Genomic DNA, 17,419 nt, shown 5'->3' on the forward strand with positions numbered 1-17,419 from the left:
CTACCTCCCCGACCGTCACCTGTTCGCGCTGTGGACCTGGACCGGACACGGCGCAGGCCCCGCGCCCGACGACGTCGGCGACCCCGAACTGCTGACCCTGGCCCTGCCGGTCGGCGAGCGCGGCGCGATCGAACCGATCGAGATCCCGGCCACGGTGGCGACCCCCGCCGAGCTGGCCGAGCTGGCCATGGTGCCCGACACCGACCTCGCGCCCTCGGCGCGCGCCTGGCGCGCCCTGCTCGCGGCCGCGGACCGGTCCCATGGGCAACCTCGCGGCGAGTCCGCGCGGCGATCGGCCGACGCGTCCGCGACTCGCACGGACCACCGCGGCGCCGCCGCGCCGGACACCAACAGGATCGATCGTGCGGCCGCCGCGGCGTCGGCCGCTGCCGACCCGACGGTGCTGCCGATCGCGGCGCACGCCGTGCCCGATGCCGTCGGCAGCGCGATCGTCTCGGCCGAGCGGGCCGTGCGCGTCCTGAGCGAGACCGAGGCCGTCGCCGCCGAGCTGGCCGACGTTCTCGATGCCACGCTGCGGCCCTATCAGGTGCGCGGCGTCAGCTGGCTGCGCGAGACGGTCGACGCGTACGGCGGCGCGGTCCTGGCCGACGAGATGGGACTCGGCAAGACCGTGCAGACCATCGGGTTCCTCACCGGGCGCGCGGCGGACGGGGCGCAACTGGTGGTGTGCCCGACGTCGCTGGTGGGCAACTGGGTGCACGAGATCACGCGCTTCGCCCCCGGCCTGACCGCGGTGTCCTGGCGGGGCGGCGAGGTGCCGGCCACGGCGGGGACAGTTGTCGTGACCGGATATCCGACGCTGCGGCTCCACGGCGCGGCTCTGATCGAACAGCAATGGGCGACCGTGGTGTTCGACGAAGCGCAAGCGCTGAAGAACCCGCGCACCCAGGTGTCGAAGGCCGCGCGTGCCCTCCCCACCGCGGCCAAGGTGGCACTCACCGGCACGCCGGTGGAGAACCATCTCGACGAACTGTTCGCGCTGCTGAATCTCACGGTGCCGCGCCTGTTCGCGCATCGCACCCAGTTCCGGCGGCGGTTCGTCAAACCGATCGAGGAGGGATCGGCCGACGCGGCCGCCCGGCTGCGCGACGCGGTGGAGCCGGCGGTGCTCGGCCGCAAGAAGATCCACGTGGCGGCGGCGCTGCCCGCCAAGATCCACAGCGATCTGCTCTGCGATCTGACCGCCGAGCAGGAACGCGTGTACGACGCGGTGCTGGCCGAGGCGCTCGACGAGGGCTTCGGTTCCGGCCTGCAACGGCAAGGCCGGGTGCTCGCGGCGCTCACCCACCTCAAACAGGTGTGCAACCACCCCGGGCTGGTCTCCGGTGAGCTGGGTGAACTCGCGGGCCGCTCCGGCAAACTCGACCTGTGTGCCGACATCGTCGGCACCAATCTCGAGACCGGCGACCCGACGCTGATCTTCACCCAGTACCGGCAGACCGGTGAGCTGCTGGTGCGCCACCTCGCCGAACAGTTCGGGGTCGAGGCGCCGTTCTTCCACGGCGGGCTCGACGCCGATCAGCGCGCCGGCATCGTCAGCGCGTTCCAAGCACCCGATGGCCCACCGGTTCTCGTGCTGAGCCTGCGCGCCGCCGGCACCGGTCTCACCCTTACCCGTGCCGCCGATGTGATCCACTTCGACCGCTGGTGGAACCCCGCGGTCGAGGCGCAGGCCTCCGATCGGGCGCACCGGATCGGGCAGACCCGCACCGTCACCGTCACCACGCTCACCAGCGCGACCACCGTCGAGGAACACATCGCGGCGATGCACACCCGCAAGTCGGCGCTGACCGATCTGTCCGACGCGGCGGGCATCGCCGAACTGGCCAGGCTCGACGACGACGCGCTCGTCGACATCCTGCGACGGAAGCGAGAGAACTGATGCCGGACAACGAATTCGGATACACGCCCTGGGGCAAGGACTGGGTGCGCCTGGCCGAACCGCTGCGCCAGACCCGCCCCGAACCGCTGCTCCCCCGCGCCCGCAGCATCGCCCGCAACGGTGGCGTGCGCACCGAGATCGGGACGCGCACGGTCCGCGCGCACCTGCACCGCGGCGGGCAGGCCTCGGTCGCCCACGTCGAGGTGGCGCCGCTGAGCCGGGCGGCGGTCACCGCGATCGCCGCGGCGATCCCCGACCCGTCGGTGCTCACGGACGAGATGCACCGCACCCTGATCGACGCCGGGCACTCGCCCGCGCCGACGCTGGTGAGCACCGACTGCTCCTGTTCGGCGCGGACCGAGCGCTGCGTGCACGTGCTCGCGGTGCTGTACACGATCGCCCGGCAGGTCGACGAGAATCCGCGGCTCGCACTGGAATTGCAGGGTTTCTTCGACGCGACCACCGAGGACAGTGTGTCCACGCAGGTGCCGCGGTGGACCAGCATCAACAGCCTGGACCCGAGCCAGTTCTTCGCGCGAACGCCCTGACCGGCAGGCCGCGGTCGACCAGCGACCCGCGCCCTCGGCAGCACCCGTCCCCGGATGACCGAGGCCGCCGGCTGCCGAGGGAGCCGTTCGCGCTCAGGCGTTCGTACCACCGTCGACGGTGATGATCGCGCCGGTGACACTGCGCCCCGACGGCCCGGCCAGGAACGCGACCAGATCGGCCACGTCCTCGGGCGCGCCGAATCGCCCGAGCGCGTTGAATTCCCGCTGGGTGGGCGCGTGGTCGCCGACGGCGGGGTTCATGTCGGTGTCGGTGGGTCCGGGCTGCACGAGGTTGACGGTGATCCCGCGCGGCCCGAGTTCCCTGGCCAGCGCCTTGGTGTACCCGTTGAGCGCCGACTTGCTGAGGTTGTACAGCGCGATCCCGCCGAACAGCGCCCGGTCGGTCAGGTTCGAGCCGATCGAGATGATCCGCCCGCCCTCGCCCAGATGCGCCAGCGCGGCCTGCCCCGCGACGAACGGGGCACGGGCATGGATGTTCAGCGCGCGGTCGATCTCCTCGACGCCGAACTCCTCGTACGGCTTGGCCGGGAAGATGCCGGCGTTGTTCACCAGCACGTCGAGGCGGCCGAGGTCGCGCGCCGTCCGCTCGACGGCGGCGACCACCTCGCCTGCGTCGGCACTGTCGGCCCGCAGCGGCAGCGCGCGTCTGCCCAGCGCCTCGACCTCGGCGGCCACCGCCTTCGCCGCGACCTCGTCACGCTGGTAGGTGAACGCCACGTCGGTGCCCGCGGCGGCCAGCTTGCGGACGATGGCGGCGCCGATCCCCCTGCTGCCACCGGTTACCAGGGCCACGGTGTTGCTCGTCATCAGTGCTCGCTCCAATTCTGTAGTGATCGATATACAAAGAGCCAAGCGCACCGCCCGCCCCGGCGTCAATAGTTTCTTACCGATCGATACAGAAATATCTCACCGGGGTATATTCATCGATCGGTACAGAAAGGGTCCCCATGGCAGAGCGCGGCCGCCCCCGCGGCTTCGACCGTGACCTCGCCCTGCGGCGGGCGATGGAGGTGTTCTGGGAACGCGGCTACGACGGCGCGTCGATGAGTGATCTCACCACCGCCATGGGCATCAACACCCCTAGCCTCTACGCCGCGTTCGGCGACAAGGAGGCCCTGTTCCGGGCCGCCATCGAGCTCTACGGCCGCACCGAGGGCTCCCACACGGCGCGGGCGCTACGCGAGGAACCCACGGCCTACGCCGCGATCGAGGCGATGCTGCGCGACAACATCGGCGTCTACACCGACCCCGACCTCCCGCACGGCTGCATGGTCGTGCTGGCGGGCGCGACCTACACGACCCGCACGGCCTCGGTCCGCGACTTCCTCGTGGAGGCCCGCCGCCACACCACCGCCGACATCCGGGCCCGGCTCGACCGGGGCGTGCGCGAGGGCGACCTGAAACCCGGCACCGATACGGCAGCGCTGGCCGCGCTGTTCAGCACCGTCCTGTTCGGCCTGTCGATCCAGGCCAGGGACGGCGTCGGCCACGCCGAACTCCGCGCCGCCGTCGACAGCGCGCTGGAGATTCTCGCGCCGTCGGTGACAGGCACGAGCGCGCGCATCTCCCACGACTGACGACGAACCGGTCGCGTCCATCGGACGGGCGCGGCGAGGATCGTCGCGGACGGCTGTCCGGACAGCCCGCCCTACTGGCGGCGCAGGGCCGCGATGCGCTCGCTCAGCTGGTCGGCGGTCGCCAGCGCGGTGGGCGGGCCACCGCATTCCCTGCGCAGCTCGCCGTGGATCACGCCGTGCGGCTTGCCCGTGCGGTGGTGGTGCATGGCGACCAGGCTGTTGAGTTCGCGGCGCAGCTCACCGAGCTTGTCCGAGGTGGCGATACGTTCGGCGACTGCGGCGGGAGCCGGCGCGGTCTCCTGCGCGCTGCGGTCGGCGAGTTGACGGGTCTGGCGTTCCCGCAGCAACGCCCGCATCTGGTCGGCGTCGAGCAGACCCGGGATGCCCAGGTAGTCGGCCTCCTCGTCGCTCCCGGCGAATGTGGCGGTGCCGAAGGAGGAGCCGTCATAGATCACCTGGTCGAGCTCGGCGTCAGCGGCCAGCGCGACGAAGGACTTCTCCTCCTCACCCGGCTCGTCCTTGGTCTTGTTCGCGTCGATCAGCAGTTCGTCGTCGAGCGCGTTCTTCTCGCGGTGCGGCTTGCCGATGACGTGATCGCGCTGCAATTCCAGCTGAGCGGCCAGATCGAGCAGCACCGGCACCGAGGGCAGGAACACACTCGCGGTCTCCTCCGGCCTGCGCGCACGCACGAAACGGCCGATGGCCTGGGCGAAGTACAGCGGCGTCGACGCACTCGTCGCGTAGACGCCGACCGCGAGCCGCGGCACGTCCACGCCCTCGGACACCATGCGCACCGCGACCATCCACGGCTGGGTGCCCTCGGCGAACTCGCCGATCCGGCTCGAGGACTGCGGATCGTCGGAGAGCACCACGGCGGGCTTCTCCCCCGAGATGTGTTCCAGCAGTTCGGCGTAGTCGCGGGCGCGTTCCTGGTCGGTGGCGATCACCAGGCCGCCCGCGTCGGGAATGCCGGAGGCGCGCAGCTGCCGCAGCCGGACGTCGGCGGCGCGCAGCACGGCGGAGATCCAGTCACCCGCCGGATCGAGCGCGGTGCGCCAGGCGCGGGCGGTCTGTTCGGCGTTGAGTGGTTCGCCGAGCCTGGCGGTGTGTTCCTCGCCCGCGCTGTCGCGCCAGTGCGCGTCACCGGAGTAGGCCAGGAAGACCACCGGGCGCACGACGCCGTCGGCGAGGGCGTCGGCATAGCCGTAGGAGTGATCGGCGCGCGAACGCGGGAAGCCCGCTTCGTCGGGTTCGTAGGTGACGAACGGGATCTTCGAATCATCGCTGCGGAACGGGGTTCCGGTGAGGGCGAGGCGGCGGGTGGCGTCACCGAAGGCCTCCTCGGTGGCCTCACCCCAGCTCTTCGCGTCACCGGCGTGGTGGATCTCGTCGAGGATCACCAGGGTGCGGCGATTCTCGGTGCGCACGCGATGCCGGGTGGGGTGGGCCGCGACCTGCGCGTAGGTCACCACCACGCCGTGATAGTCGCCCGAGGTGCCACCGGTGGAATTGGAGAAACGGGAATCGAGCTGGATGCCCGAGCGGGCGGCCGAGGCGGCCCACTGGTGCTTCAGGTGCTCGGTGGGCGCGACCACGGTGATCTGATCGACCGTGCGGTCGGCCAGCAACTCCGCGGCAACGCGCAGCGCGAAGGTGGTCTTGCCGGCACCCGGCGTCGCGACGGCGAGGAAGTCGCGTGGCTTGGTGGCCAGGTATTTCGTCAGGGCTCGGCGCTGCCAGGCGCGCAGGGTTCCCCCCGACACACCCCCCGCCGCCGAATCGCCCGGTGTACCCGCATCCTTCGCCGCAGCGGCGCCACCCGACCCAGTCACGCACACGACCCTAGCCGCCCGGTACGGCGTGTCGCCAAACCGACGCGGGGTGCGCGACCGGCATCACAACCGCGTCCGAGGTCACCGGCCATTTACCTGTTACCCGCCGACACGATGCCCGGCCCGTCCCCCATCGTCGGGATTCGTGCGGGATGCTGGACACGACATGAGCAACGACCAGGTCCGGGCAGCCGATGCGGCGCACCCACCGCGGACGCACGAGTCCGGCGGTGCGACGGCGCTGCCCCTCGACGATTCCGGAGTCGCCGGGCAACGCCCCCGCGAACACCGCTGGTGGGTGCGCTGGCTGGTGACGGCGTGGCGGCTCGTGGTCCGGGTGTCGGTCAAGGCCTGGAACGACTCGATCTTCGCCAAGTCGGCGGCGGCCGCATTCTGGCAGACCCTGTCGCTGGCGCCGCTGCTGCTCGGGCTGCTCGGCAGCCTCGGCTATGTGGGCGGGCTGTTCGGGCCGGACACCGTACAGATCGTGGAGGCGAAGATCATCGCCTTCAGCCGCGATTTCTTCAGTCCGTCGGTGGTCACCGACCTGATCGAACCGACCGTGGACGACGTGCTCGGCCGCGGGCGCGGCGCGGTGGTGTCGGTCGGTTTCGTGCTGTCGCTGTGGGCGGGTTCCTCGGCGATGGCGACCTTCGTCGACGCGATCACCGAGGCCCACGACCAGCAGGATGCCCGGCACCCGGTCTGGCAGCGGATCTTCGCGCTGCTGCTGTACGTGCAGTTCCTGGTGGCGGCGGTGCTGATCCTGCCGGTGATCGCGCTGGGTCCCACCCGGATCGGGCGGGTGCTCCCCGACGCCTGGCGCGAGCCCGGGCTGCGCCTGATCGACACCTTCTACTACCCGATCGTCGGCCTGCTGCTGATCGTCGGCCTCACCACGCTGTACAAGCTGGCGCTGCACAAGTCGCTGCCGTGGCACCGGCTGTTCGGCGGCGCGCTGGTCGCCGGGGTGTTCTTCATGGGCGCCAGCGACCTGCTGCGGCGGTACCTGTCCTGGATCACCGCGACCGGCGTCAGCTACGGCGCGCTCGCCACCCCGATCGCGTTTCTGCTGTTCACCTATTTCCTCGGCTTCGCGCTGATTCTCGGCGCGGAGTTCAACGCCGCGGTGCAGGAGTTCTGGCCCGCGCGGGCGACGCGGATGGAGCAGGTGAAGGAGTGGCTGAGCAGCCAGGTCCGCGGTGACGACGAGGAGCGTGCGGGGACCGCCGACGCCGCCGGGGCGGCGCCGGTCACCGAGGCGGCTCAGTCGCCCTTGCGCAAACCGTCGTAGATCTTCTTGCAGTCCGGGCACACGGGCGAGCCGGGCTTGGGCGAGCGCGTCACCGGGAAGACCTCACCGCACAGCGCGACGACCATCGTGCCCATCACGGCACTCTCGGCGATCCGGTCCTTCTTCACGTAGTGGAAGAACTTGGGGACGTCGTCGCCGGTCGTCTCGTCGGTCGTGGTGTCCGGGCGTACCAGAGTGTCTGTACTCACGCCATCCATGATGCCGCATCCGGCGGGTGCGGCGCTGACCAGCCGCGTGTGCGCTCGACGACGGCGAGTGGAAGACTCGGAGGTATGCAGTCCTACGGCGAGCCCTCCGGCGCCGACGAGCCGACACCGGACCCGGAGGTGACGATGCCCGCCGCGCCCACCTCGCGCGGCTATTTCCCCGGCGCCGACGCCAAACATCCCGTGCTGATCACCGAGGCCGCGCCCTCGCTCGACGAGCAGCACCGCGCCAGGGTGCGCCGCTACACGTTCATCATGGCCTTCCGCATCCCCTGCCTGATCCTGGCCGCGGTCGCCTACAGCATGTTCGAGAATCCCCTGCTGTCGATCCTGATCATCGTGGCCTCGGTGCCGCTGCCGTGGATCGCGGTGCTCATCGCCAACGACCGGCCCCCGCGCACCAAGGACGAACCGAGCCGCTGGGACGGGCGCCGCAACCAGGCCGCCCTCGACTCACGTCCGCACAAGGCCATCGACGGCTGACCGGGCCGGCCTGCGCACCAGCACCGACATCACCGCCGCGATCCCGCACAGCCCGCCCGCCACGTACCAGGCCAGGTCGTAGGAGCCCTGCAGATCGCGGATGAGCCCCGCCCCGGTGGCCGCGATCGCCGCGCCGACCTGGTGGGCCGCGAAGACCCAGCCGAACGCGATCGGGCCGTCGGCGCCGAACAGTTCCCGGCACAGCAGCACCGTGGGCGGCACCGTCGCGATCCAGTCCAGCCCGTAGAAGACGATGAACACCCACATGCTCGGCTCGGCGTGCGGGGCGAGCAGCGACGGCAGGATCAGCAGCGACAGTCCACGCAGCGAGTAGTAGCCGAGCAGCAGGTAACGCGGATCGACCCGGTCCGAGAGCCAGCCGGAGGCGATCGTGCCCGCCACGTCGAAGACCCCGATCAGGGCCAGCAGTCCCGCCGCGGTGGTCGGCGGCATGCCGTGATCGTGGGCCGCGCTTACGAAATGGGTGCCGACCAGCCCGTTGGTCGACGCGCCGCACACCGCGAAACCGCCCGCCAGCAGCCAGAATCCCGGCCTGCGCGCCGCGTCGGCCAGCACCCGCAGCGCCCGGCCCGCGCCACCGGTGCTCGGCACGCGCAGGCCCGCTTCGGACCCGGGCGGTGCGCCGTAGGCACCGACACCCGCGTCGCTGGGGTAGTCGCGCACGAACAGCCACACCAGCGGCACCACCGCCAGCGCGACACCGGACACGATCAGCGACGGCACCCGCCAGCCGTGCTCGTGCGCCAGCATCGACACCAGCGGCAGGAAGATCAGCTGCCCGGTCGCGCCCGCCGCGGTGAGCACGCCGGTGACCAGGCCGCGGCTGCGCACGAACCAGCGGCCGGTGATGGTGGCGACGAACGGCATCGACATCGACCCGACGCCCACCCCGACCAGCAGCCCCCAGGTCGCCACCAGCTGCCAGGCCTGGGTCATGAACACGGTGAGCCCGCTGCCGGCGGCGATCAGCACCAGCGCGGCGCAGACCACCCGGCGGATGCCGAAGCGATCCATCAGGGCCGCCGCGAACGGCGAGATCAGGCCGTACAGGAGCATGTTCAGCGAGACGGCCGTCGAGATGGTGGCGTGGGACCAGCCGAACTCCGCGTGCAACGGGTCGATCAGCACGCTGGGGACCGAGCGGAACGCCGCGGCACCGAGCAGGGCGACGAAGCCGACGCCCGCGACGATCCAGGCGGGGTGCAGGCGGGTCCGGTCCGGGGTCGCGGGCTCGTCCGTGGGCTCCGGAATCGTGGTCCCGGGATCGACCGGCTCGTCACCGGGCAGGCTCGAAGGGGCGCGCAAGTCGGTCATCGGAGTAGCGTCCCGGATCCACCACCGGGTGATCGAGTGGCCGTGATGCCATCTTTCATCGATATCCTGCCAATCTGCGCGGATGTCACGCCGGATGTGTCCCCGGCGGTCCGCCCGGCGCGCACGAGCGGGGCGGTGGACCCGTCGAACGGAACCGTTCGGTGCCGCGACGCGGTGCGACCAGCGGGCGGATCGGCGCATCGAGACGCTGATCGACCTCGGCACCACCACCGGCGTCGGCACGGAAACGGGTCGACAGCACGGGGCACCGTGACCTAGCGTTCGTTGGGGCGCGCCCTCGCGCACGACGCCGACGGGCGCCGGGCAGCGCGGAAAACGCTGTGCGCGTGCGCACTTCGATCGAGGACGGCGCCGCGTGGCGAGAACCGACTCGTCCCGCCGATGGGAGGCAAGATGATTCGCTGGATGTGGGCTTTCCTGGATCGGCCCGCCGACCTGTTCGACGACAGCGTGCGATTCTGGGCGACCGTGACCGGCTCGACGGTGTCGCCGCCGCGCGGCGAGCACGGCGAATTCGTCACGCTGCAGCCCGCTTCCGGCCCGGCCTGGGTGAAGATGCAGGCCGTCGGGGACCACGGCGGCATCCACCTCGACCTCGATGTCGACGACATCTCCGCCGCCGTCATCGGCGCCACCGCGCTCGGCGCCCGTGTCCGTACCACGGCGCCGGACTACACGGTGCTGGAAACGCCCGCCGGACAGACCTTCTGCTTCACTCCGTACCGGCGCGACAGCGGCGATCCGGTCACCGTGCACACCGCGCCCGACGGGACCCGCACCCGCCTGGACCAGATCTGCCTCGACCTGTCCGCCGCGGACCTGGGTGTCGACACGGCGTTCTGGCGGGCCGTCACCGGCTGGACGACGCTGCAGACCCGGCGCCCCGAGTTCGCCCGCCTGCGCGGCGACGGCGAACCCCTCCAGTTCCTGCTGCAACGGCTCGACGAGCCCCGTCCCGCGAGCGCGCACGTCGACCTGGCCTCCACCGACATCGCCGCCACCGCCGCCTGGCACGAATCCCTCGGCGCCACCCGCGTCACCACCGAACAGCACTGGATCGTCCTGCGCGACCCCGGCGACAGCCTCTACTGCGTCACCGCCCGCGATCCCCACACCGGGCTCCTCGCTCCGAAGCCCTGACTCCCTGGCCGCCTGTCACGCGGCTGGATCGTGTCGGCGACGCACCCCGGCCGTGTCGCCGCACACGCCCGGTCGTGCCGACCCGTCGCCCACCTGGCCGCGGCGGCACACACCGCTGGTCGTCCACTCCCTGCGTGCCGGCACCCACGGGCCCGCGACACACAGCCCCGAGCTGGTCGTTCCGGGCCGGACCCGCCCTGGCAGAGTGATCGGGTGCCTACGAAGCCCACCGCCACCGGTTCCCTGCTCACCGCACTGTGCCCCGATCTGCGCACCGCGCTGACCCGGGTCGGCTACGACGCCGACACCCTGCTGGACGCGCTCGGCGCCGACGCGCACGCCGCGCTGGGCCGGTCGGAGCCGGTGCCGGTGCGCAGAGCGGCACGCGCGGCGGGCGAGCTGGGCACCCTGGTCCGGCTGCTGCTGCTCGGCGACGCACTGCCCGAGCGCGCGGTGGCGGCGGCGCTGGCGCCGGTGCGGATCGACGACGCGCTCGCGGCGGGCCTGCTGGTGCGCGACGGCGACGAGGTCAGGGCCGCACTGGATCTGCGCCCGCTCGACACCGGGACGGGCACCCGCTGGATCCTGTCCGATCTCGACGACTCGATGCGCAGGCGCACCCTCACCGAGGACCACGTGCTCGGCGTCGGGCACGCGTCCCTGTCCCTGCTGCGGGCCACCCCGACCGAACCCGTCGGCACGGTGCTCGACCTCGGCACCGGCTGCGGCGTGCAGGCCGTGCACGCGGCGGGCTACGCGGGACGCGTCACCGCGACCGACGTCAACGCGCGGGCACTGTGGCTGGCCGAGGCCACCGCCGCGCTCAACGAACTCGACATCGAACTGCTCGAGGGCTCCTGGTTCGAACCGGTGGCGGGACGCCGGTTCGACCAGATCGTGGCCAATCCGCCGTTCGTGGTCGGCCCGGCCCGGATCGAGCACACCTATCGCGACTCCGGGCTCGCGCTCGACGGCGCCAGCGAACTGGTCATCGGACAGGCCACGGACCTGCTCGCGCCAGGTGGCACCGCCGCCATGCTCGCGGCGTGGGTGCACGTCGACGGGCAGGACTGGCGGCAGCGGGTCTCCTCCTGGCTGCCCACCCACGGCGTCGACGCCTGGGTGGTGCAGCGCGATGTCGCCGATCCCGCCCTCTACGTCGGCACCTGGCTGCGCGACGCGGGCCTGGACCCGCGCGACCCGGCGGCCCAGGAACGCGCCGACCAGTGGCTGGCGGCCTTCGACGCCGCCGACGTCGAGGGCATCGGCTTCGGCTTCGTCTACCTGCACGCCATCGACGGCCCCACCGAGCTGATGGCCGAGGACCTCACGCACGGCTTCGACGACCCGCTCGGCGGCGAGGTGGCGCCCTACTTCGCGCGCTCGGCCTGGCTGCGCGCCGTCGCCGCCGACGAGAACCTCGCCTGGAGTTCCCGGTTCGCACCGAGCCCGGCCACGGCGCTGGAGCGGGTCTACCTGCCCGGCGAGAACGGCTGGGACGAACAGGTGACGCGGCTGCATCGCGGCGACGGACCCCGCTGGCAGCACGAGGTCGACGACGCCACCGCCGCCCTGGTCGCGGGAATGCGACCGGATGGTCTGCCGTTGTACGAACTGCTCGAACTGCTGGCCCTCGCCGACGGTGCGGAGCAGGTCACCCCCGAGTTCGCCGCCGAGGCGCTGCGCGTGGTGGCCGGGTTGGTCCGCCACGGACTGGTGCGACCCGTCTGAGCCGCGACGTCGGTGGTGGCCGGTTCCGATACCGCGAGCTTCTCAGGAACTTCTCAGCCGTCGAGGTGGGAACCCGCAGCTCAGAGCGGTTTATCGCCGACCGGATCGGGAACTTTCTCTAAGTCGGGTCCGTTGATCGGAGTGAGACACCACCGACAGGAGGCAAGTCATGACAAGCCCCGCCACTACTCGTGTGCGCCCCAGCGAGTCCGATATCGACGCCCAGAGCCCGGCCGCCGACCTGGTACGCGTGTACCTGAACGGAATCGGCCGCACGGCACTGCTCACGGCGGCCGACGAGGTCGAACTGGCCAAGCGTATCGAGGCGGGCCTGTATGCCCAGCACCTGCTCGAAACCGGCAAGCGGTTATCCGCGACCCGCAAGCGTGACCTGGCGATTCTGGTCCGCGAGGGGCAGTCCGCCCGCTCGCATCTACTCGAGGCCAACCTGCGCCTGGTCGTGTCGCTGGCCAAGCGCTACACCGGCCGCGGCATGCCGTTGCTCGATCTGATCCAGGAGGGCAACCTCGGACTCATCCGCGCGATGGAGAAGTTCGACTACGCCAAGGGCTTCAAGTTCTCCACCTACGCCACCTGGTGGATCCGCCAGGCCATCACCCGCGGGATGGCCGATCAGAGCCGCACCATCCGGCTGCCCGTGCACCTGGTCGAGCAGGTCAACAAGCTCGCCCGGATCAAGCGTGAACTGCACCAGCAGCTCGGCCGCGAGGCCACCGACGCCGAACTGGCCGCCGAGTCGGGCATTCCGGTCGAGAAGATCGCCGATCTGCTCGATCACAGCCGCGACCCGGTGAGCCTGGACATGCCCGTCGGCAACGACGAGGAAGCGCCGCTGGGCGACTTCATCGAGGACTCCGAGGCCACCTCCGCCGAAAGCGCCGTGATCGCCGGACTGCTGCACCACGACGTGCGCAGCGTGCTGGCCACCCTCGACGAGCGCGAGCAGCAGGTCATCCGCCTGCGCTTCGGCCTCGACGACGGCCAGCCGCGCACCCTCGACCAGATCGGCAAGCTGTTCGGCCTGTCCCGCGAGCGGGTCCGCCAGATCGAGCGCGAGGTCATGTCCAAGCTGCGCAAGGGTGAGCGCGCCGACCGGCTGCGCGCCTACGCCAGCTGACCCACAGACCCGACGGCCCTTGTACGGGGGTCGTCTGCCGAGACGCCGACCGGTGACCGCGCCCCCTCCCCTCCGGGGTCGCGAGCCGGTCGGCGTTGTTCGTTCGACCGGTCCGGCGTGATCACGCCAGCCGGCGGGGGCCGGTGTCGAACCGGCTCGGTTCCGGGCCGATCCGGACGCGGGCGTAGATGATCTCCGCGGACGACGGCGCCGCGAGCACCGGATCACACGACAGTTCCCGCATCTCCGGCAGATCGTCGAACAGCGCCGAAATGCGTTGGGCCAGTTCGGCCAGCGCCGCCTTGTCGACGGCCGGGCCCGCCGGTCCGCCCGAGAGCAGCGGCGCGGCGCGTGGTGCGTCGATCAGGGCGGTCGCCTCCGCCTCGGTCAGCGGCAGCGCCCGGTAGGCGCGGTCGCCGAGCAGGTCGATGATCAGGCCGGACAGGCCGAACTCGATCACCGAGCCGAACGAGGGATCGTCGGTCACCCGCAGCACACAGCCGACACCCTTGGTCGCCATCTTCTGCACGTGCAGCAGCGGATCACCGCAGATCGCCACCAGATCGGTGTAGGCCTGGCGGACCGCGTCGGGCCCCCACAGGTCCAGCCGCACCCCGATCAGATCGGGGCGGCGCCGCCACAGTTCCCCCGTCGCCTTCGCCGCGACCGGATAGCCGAGTTCGGCCGCGGCCGCCACGGCCTGATCCGCGTCGCGCACGGCGCGGAACTCGACCACCTCGATGCCGTAGCACCCGAGCAACCGCACCGCCTCCTCATCGGTGAGCCAGCGGCCACCCGACTCGGCGAGCCAGCCCTGCACCAGCGTCGCGGCGGCCGCGGTGTCGATCCCGGGCGGGCGGACCACCGGCGAGACCGGTCGGTCCCGCCAGCGCGCGTATCGCTCGACGCGCGCCAGCGCCCTGGCCGCGCGTTCGGGATCCGGATAGGACGGAATCGACCCCCGCGCCGGCGCGCCGCCGGTGGTACGCACCGCCAGCAGCTTCGGGATGCCCGATTCGGCGACGAACGTGGTGAGCACCGGCTTGTCGCGATCGGGCGCGGCCGCCGAGGCCGCCCGCAGCGCGTCGGCGAAACCACCCATCGGGACCGGCACCGGCGGCGCGACGACGACGATCACCGCGTCGACCTCCTCGCTGCGCAACGCGGCCAGTACGGCCTCGCGGTAGTCGGCCGGGGTGGCCTCCGGTCCCAGATCCACCGGCCCGCCCACCGTGGCGCTGAGCGGGCCGCGCTCGGTGGGGCGGGCGCCGGGCCCACGGTCGACGGCGGTCACGGGCCGGTGCACCAGCAGGCCCTCGCTCTGCGCGGCGTCGATGGCGAGCCAATTCAGCGCGGCACTGTTGCCGACCACCGCCACCCGGGGACCACGCGGCAGCGGCTGACAGGCCAGCAGCGCGGCGCAGTCGAACAGCTCGGAGATGGAGTCGACCTGGATCACCCCGGCCTGGGTGAACAGGTCCCGCACCACGGTGCGGTCCATGTCGGTCCCCGCGGCGAGCCTGCCGCTGCTCACCGCCACGATCGGCTTGCCGCGCGCCACCCGCCGCGCCAACCGGGAGAACTTGCGCGGATTACCGAAGCTCTCCAGGTAGAGCAGGATCACCTCGGTGTCGGCGGCGGTGTCCCAGAACTGCAGCAGATCGTTGCCCGAGACGTCGGCGCGGTTGCCCGCCGAGACGAAGGTCGACAGGCCGAGGTTGCGGGCCGCGGCTTCGCCGAGGATCGCCGCGCCGAGCGGCCCGGACTGGCAGAAGAAGCCGATCCGGCCGCGCTCGGGCAGCACGGGCGCGAGCGTCGCGTTCAGGCCGACGGCCGGGTCGGTGTTGGCGATGCCGAGCGCGCTCGGCCCGACCACGCGCATGCCGTGTCCCCGCGCGGCGACGACGAGGTCGTGCTCGGCGGCCAGACCTTCCTGCCCGGTCTCGCCGAAGCCCGCTGTCAGCACCACCAGGCCTTTGACGCCCTTGGCCATACAGTCGTCGAGCACCGAGCCGATCGCCGCGGGCGGCACGGCCACGACCGCCAGATCCACCTCGTCGGGGATCTCGCGCACGGTCGCGTAGGCGCGCACCCCGCGCACCGAGCGCCGATGCGGGTTGACCGGAAAGACCGGTCCGCTGAAGCCGCCGGCGAGCAGGTTCGCCAGCACGGCGCCACCGACCCTGGTCCGCTCGGGTGACGCGCCGATCACCGCCACCGAGCCGGGCGCGAGCAGATTGCCGACACTGCGCGCCTCCGAGGCCGCTTCCCGCGAATCCCGCACGGTGCGCAGCGCTTCGGTGGGGTCGATGGCGAACTCCAGGTGTACCTCGGCGCCGTCGCGGCTGCGCTGGAGCTGGTAGCCCGCTTCCCGGAACACCGTCACCATCGCCTCGTTCTCGGCCAGCACCTCGGCGACGAACGCCACCACCTCGTTCTCGGCCGCGGCCCCGGCCAGGTGTTCGAGCAGCACCGAGCCCAACCCGCGCCCCTGGTGCTCATCGGCGACGACGAAAGCGACCTCGGCCGCGCGCGGGCCCTGCCGATCGAGCAACTCGTAGCGGGCCACGCCGATGATCGCGTCACCGAGCAGCGCGACCAGCCCGACCCGGTCGTGGTAGTCGACATGGGTCGTGCGGTACATGTCCTTGGCCGAGATCCGCGGGTACGGACCGAAATAGCGCAGATAGCGCGTGCGATCGGAGAGGCCGGTGTGGAAGGTGGCCAGTGCGGCGGCGTCGGTGGGCATGATCGGGCGCACCCGGACCACACCGCCGTCGGCGGCGAGCACATCGGCGTTCCAATGCTGCGGCGGCGCGGGCGGATTCGCCGGGGTGTCGGGGGTGTCGGGCAGCAGCGGCTCAGTCACGAGGGTCCTCCGGGTCGAGTCCGAGCAGGCCGAAACTCGCCCGCCGGGTGGCCGTGATGGCGGTGTCGACCGCCCGCTGGGCGCGGATCTGCCCGGCGTCTCCGAGGTCCGGGGTGCCGCCGGGACCGTCCCACGGCCGGTAGGCGGTGTCACCCCCGTCGCTCATGGTGGTCGGCGGCTGCACCCGCGGCGACGCGGCGCGCACCTGGTCGATCCAGTCGGCGGGTATCGGGGTCTCGGGCGGCAACGGCCGGTCGAGGGCGGCCGCGAGCAGGTGGGTCCACGCGCGGGGTACCACCCGCACCACGCCGTACCCGCCGCCCCCGACGGCCAGCCACCGGCCCTCGGCGTGGCGGTCGGCGAGGTCGCGCATGGCCAGGAAGGCGGCGCGCTGACCGTCGACGGTGAGTTCCAGATCGGCCAGCGGATCCTCGCGATGGGTGTCCACCCCGCACTGGCTGACGATGATCTGCGGCCGGAACGCCGCCACCGCGCCCGGCACCACCGCGTGAAAAGCCCGCAGCCACTGCGCGTCCCGAGTCCCCGGGAGCAGCGGCAGGTTGATCGAGGTGCCCTCGGCCGCGCCGTGCCCGGTCTCGGTCGGCCAGCCGGTGTTGGGCCACAGGGTCGCCGGATGTTGGTGCAGAGAGATGGTGAGCACCCGCGGATCGGCGTAGAAGGCGCGCTGCACGCCGTCGCCGTGGTGGACGTCGACGTCGAGGTAGGCGATGCGGTCGAAGCCGTGGTCGAGCAGCCAGGAGATCGCGATCGCGGCATCGTTGTAGACGCAGAACCCCGCCGCCGAATCCGGCATGGCGTGGTGCATCCCTCCACCGATGCTCACCGCGCGCCTGGTCCGGCCCGCGGCGATCTCGCGCGCGGCGGCCAGCGTTCCCCCCACGATGACCGAGGCCGCCTCGTGCATGTGCGGGAAGACCGGATTGTCGGCCGTACCCAGGCCGTACCCGGTGTCCTCCGGCATCGGTGGGCCGTCGCCCGCACGGCGCACCGCCTCGATGTAGGACCCGCTGTGCACCCGCAGCAGGTCGGTCTCGGTGGCGCTGTCGGGCGAGAGCGGCTCGACACCGTCGAGCACGCCCAGACTTTCGGCCAGCGACATGGTGAACTTCAAGCGCGCCGGTTTCATCGGGTGCTCCGGAGTCCAGGTGTAGCCGAGGAATCGCTCGGTCCACACGACGGTGCCCGGCTCGTTGCTGCGCGGCGTGACCATGATCGCCACGCTAGCCGGAAGCAGCGGACCCCGTGTGGCGTTGACATGCAGTAGAAATAGGGCCGCTGG

At 71.8% G+C, this 17,419-nt stretch carries 14 protein-coding genes; 8 read left to right on the top strand and 6 right to left on the bottom strand.

What is annotated here, in order from left to right:
- Window positions 1-19: 19 nt before the first annotated feature.
- Window positions 20-1,903, top strand: a complete 1,884-nt coding sequence (locus QH270_RS29565) for a DEAD/DEAH box helicase (protein ID WP_432420450.1) — start codon at window positions 20-22, stop codon at window positions 1,901-1,903.
- Window positions 1,903-2,451 carry a hypothetical protein gene (locus QH270_RS29570; RefSeq protein WP_280347494.1) on the top strand — a complete coding sequence of 183 codons (549 nt, stop codon included), beginning with the start codon at window positions 1,903-1,905 and terminating at the stop codon, window positions 2,449-2,451. Before QH270_RS29565 ends, QH270_RS29570 begins: the two co-directional genes overlap by 1 nt.
- A gap of 93 nt (window positions 2,452-2,544) precedes the next feature.
- Here QH270_RS29570 and QH270_RS29575 read toward each other — a convergent pair whose 3' ends face one another.
- On the bottom strand, window positions 2,545-3,279 hold the full coding sequence (locus tag QH270_RS29575; RefSeq protein ID WP_280347495.1) for an SDR family NAD(P)-dependent oxidoreductase: 735 nt from the start codon (window positions 3,277-3,279) through the stop codon (window positions 2,545-2,547).
- Window positions 3,280-3,419: 140 nt separating this feature from the next.
- Between QH270_RS29575 and QH270_RS29580 the strand changes: the two genes are divergently transcribed.
- Window positions 3,420-4,049: a TetR/AcrR family transcriptional regulator gene (locus tag QH270_RS29580; protein WP_280347496.1), complete on the top strand. Its 630-nt coding sequence runs from the start codon at window positions 3,420-3,422 to the stop codon at window positions 4,047-4,049.
- Between the two features lie 71 nt (window positions 4,050-4,120).
- Here QH270_RS29580 and QH270_RS29585 read toward each other — a convergent pair whose 3' ends face one another.
- Window positions 4,121-5,812: a DEAD/DEAH box helicase gene (locus tag QH270_RS29585; RefSeq protein WP_280347566.1), complete on the bottom strand. Its 1,692-nt coding sequence runs from the start codon at window positions 5,810-5,812 to the stop codon at window positions 4,121-4,123.
- 235 nt (window positions 5,813-6,047) lie between these two features.
- Here QH270_RS29585 and QH270_RS29590 point away from each other — a divergent pair, with 235 nt between their 5' ends.
- The gene (locus QH270_RS29590; RefSeq protein WP_280347498.1) at window positions 6,048-7,175 is read left to right on the top strand and encodes a YihY/virulence factor BrkB family protein; all 1,128 of its coding nucleotides are present in this window, start codon (window positions 6,048-6,050) and stop codon (window positions 7,173-7,175) included.
- On the opposite strand, the gene QH270_RS29595 is transcribed toward QH270_RS29590, so the two are convergent.
- On the bottom strand, window positions 7,148-7,384 hold the full coding sequence (locus tag QH270_RS29595; protein WP_110036099.1) for a DUF3039 domain-containing protein: 237 nt from the start codon (window positions 7,382-7,384) through the stop codon (window positions 7,148-7,150). The two genes, QH270_RS29590 and QH270_RS29595, sit on opposite strands and share 28 nt — an antisense overlap.
- Before the next feature lie 144 nt (window positions 7,385-7,528).
- On the opposite strand from QH270_RS29595, the gene QH270_RS29600 reads away from it, so the two are divergent.
- The gene (locus QH270_RS29600) at window positions 7,529-7,885 is read left to right on the top strand and encodes a DUF3099 domain-containing protein (protein WP_280347568.1); all 357 of its coding nucleotides are present in this window, start codon (window positions 7,529-7,531) and stop codon (window positions 7,883-7,885) included.
- Here QH270_RS29600 and QH270_RS29605 read toward each other — a convergent pair.
- Entirely contained in the window at window positions 7,856-9,220 is a 1,365-nt protein-coding gene (locus QH270_RS29605) for an MFS transporter (protein WP_280347500.1), read from the bottom strand. The genes QH270_RS29600 and QH270_RS29605 overlap by 30 nt on opposite strands.
- A 414-nt stretch (window positions 9,221-9,634) precedes the next feature.
- Between QH270_RS29605 and QH270_RS29610 the strand changes: the two genes are divergently transcribed.
- From QH270_RS29610 to QH270_RS29620, 3 genes are all read left to right on the top strand, one after another.
- Window positions 9,635-10,381, top strand: coding sequence for a VOC family protein (locus tag QH270_RS29610; protein ID WP_280347502.1), 747 nt, complete (start codon window positions 9,635-9,637; stop codon window positions 10,379-10,381).
- A 213-nt stretch (window positions 10,382-10,594) separates the two neighbouring features.
- A complete protein-coding gene (locus QH270_RS29615; protein ID WP_280347504.1) occupies window positions 10,595-12,112 on the top strand; it encodes a DUF7059 domain-containing protein in 1,518 nt (505 codons plus the stop codon).
- 169 nt (window positions 12,113-12,281) lie between these two features.
- Window positions 12,282-13,250, top strand: a complete 969-nt coding sequence (locus QH270_RS29620) for a sigma-70 family RNA polymerase sigma factor (RefSeq protein WP_110035709.1) — start codon at window positions 12,282-12,284, stop codon at window positions 13,248-13,250.
- Between the two features lie 121 nt (window positions 13,251-13,371).
- On the opposite strand, the gene QH270_RS29625 is transcribed toward QH270_RS29620, so the two are convergent.
- Together QH270_RS29625 and QH270_RS29630 are read right to left on the bottom strand one after the other, a co-directional pair.
- On the bottom strand, window positions 13,372-16,119 hold the full coding sequence (locus tag QH270_RS29625; protein WP_280347506.1) for a bifunctional GNAT family N-acetyltransferase/acetate--CoA ligase family protein: 2,748 nt from the start codon (window positions 16,117-16,119) through the stop codon (window positions 13,372-13,374).
- Entirely contained in the window at window positions 16,112-17,350 is a 1,239-nt protein-coding gene (locus QH270_RS29630; protein ID WP_280347508.1) for an acetoin utilization protein AcuC, read from the bottom strand. The genes QH270_RS29625 and QH270_RS29630 overlap by 8 nt, the downstream gene beginning before the upstream one ends.
- Window positions 17,351-17,419: the final 69 nt, after the last annotated feature.

It is taken from the genome of Nocardia neocaledoniensis, from assembly GCF_029868625.1.
Classification (GTDB): domain Bacteria; phylum Actinomycetota; class Actinomycetes; order Mycobacteriales; family Mycobacteriaceae; genus Nocardia; species Nocardia neocaledoniensis_A.

Bases quoted from the DNA above. Each gene is read 5' to 3' on its own strand.
- QH270_RS29580 (WP_280347496.1), top strand. From the start codon at position 3,420: ATGGCAGAGCGCGGCCGCCCCCGCGGCTTCGACCGTGACCTCGCCCTG.
- QH270_RS29630 (WP_280347508.1), bottom strand. From the start codon at position 17,350: ATGGTCACGCCGCGCAGCAACGAGCCGGGCACCGTCGTGTGGACCGAG.
- QH270_RS29570 (WP_280347494.1), top strand. From the start codon at position 1,903: ATGCCGGACAACGAATTCGGATACACGCCCTGGGGCAAGGACTGGGTG.
- QH270_RS29620 (WP_110035709.1), top strand. From the start codon at position 12,282: ATGACAAGCCCCGCCACTACTCGTGTGCGCCCCAGCGAGTCCGATATC.
- QH270_RS29600 (WP_280347568.1), top strand. From the start codon at position 7,529: ATGCCCGCCGCGCCCACCTCGCGCGGCTATTTCCCCGGCGCCGACGCC.
- QH270_RS29605 (WP_280347500.1), bottom strand. From the start codon at position 9,220: ATGACCGACTTGCGCGCCCCTTCGAGCCTGCCCGGTGACGAGCCGGTC.
- QH270_RS29590 (WP_280347498.1), top strand. From the start codon at position 6,048: ATGAGCAACGACCAGGTCCGGGCAGCCGATGCGGCGCACCCACCGCGG.
- QH270_RS29610 (WP_280347502.1), top strand. From the start codon at position 9,635: ATGATTCGCTGGATGTGGGCTTTCCTGGATCGGCCCGCCGACCTGTTC.
- QH270_RS29575 (WP_280347495.1), bottom strand. From the start codon at position 3,279: ATGACGAGCAACACCGTGGCCCTGGTAACCGGTGGCAGCAGGGGGATC.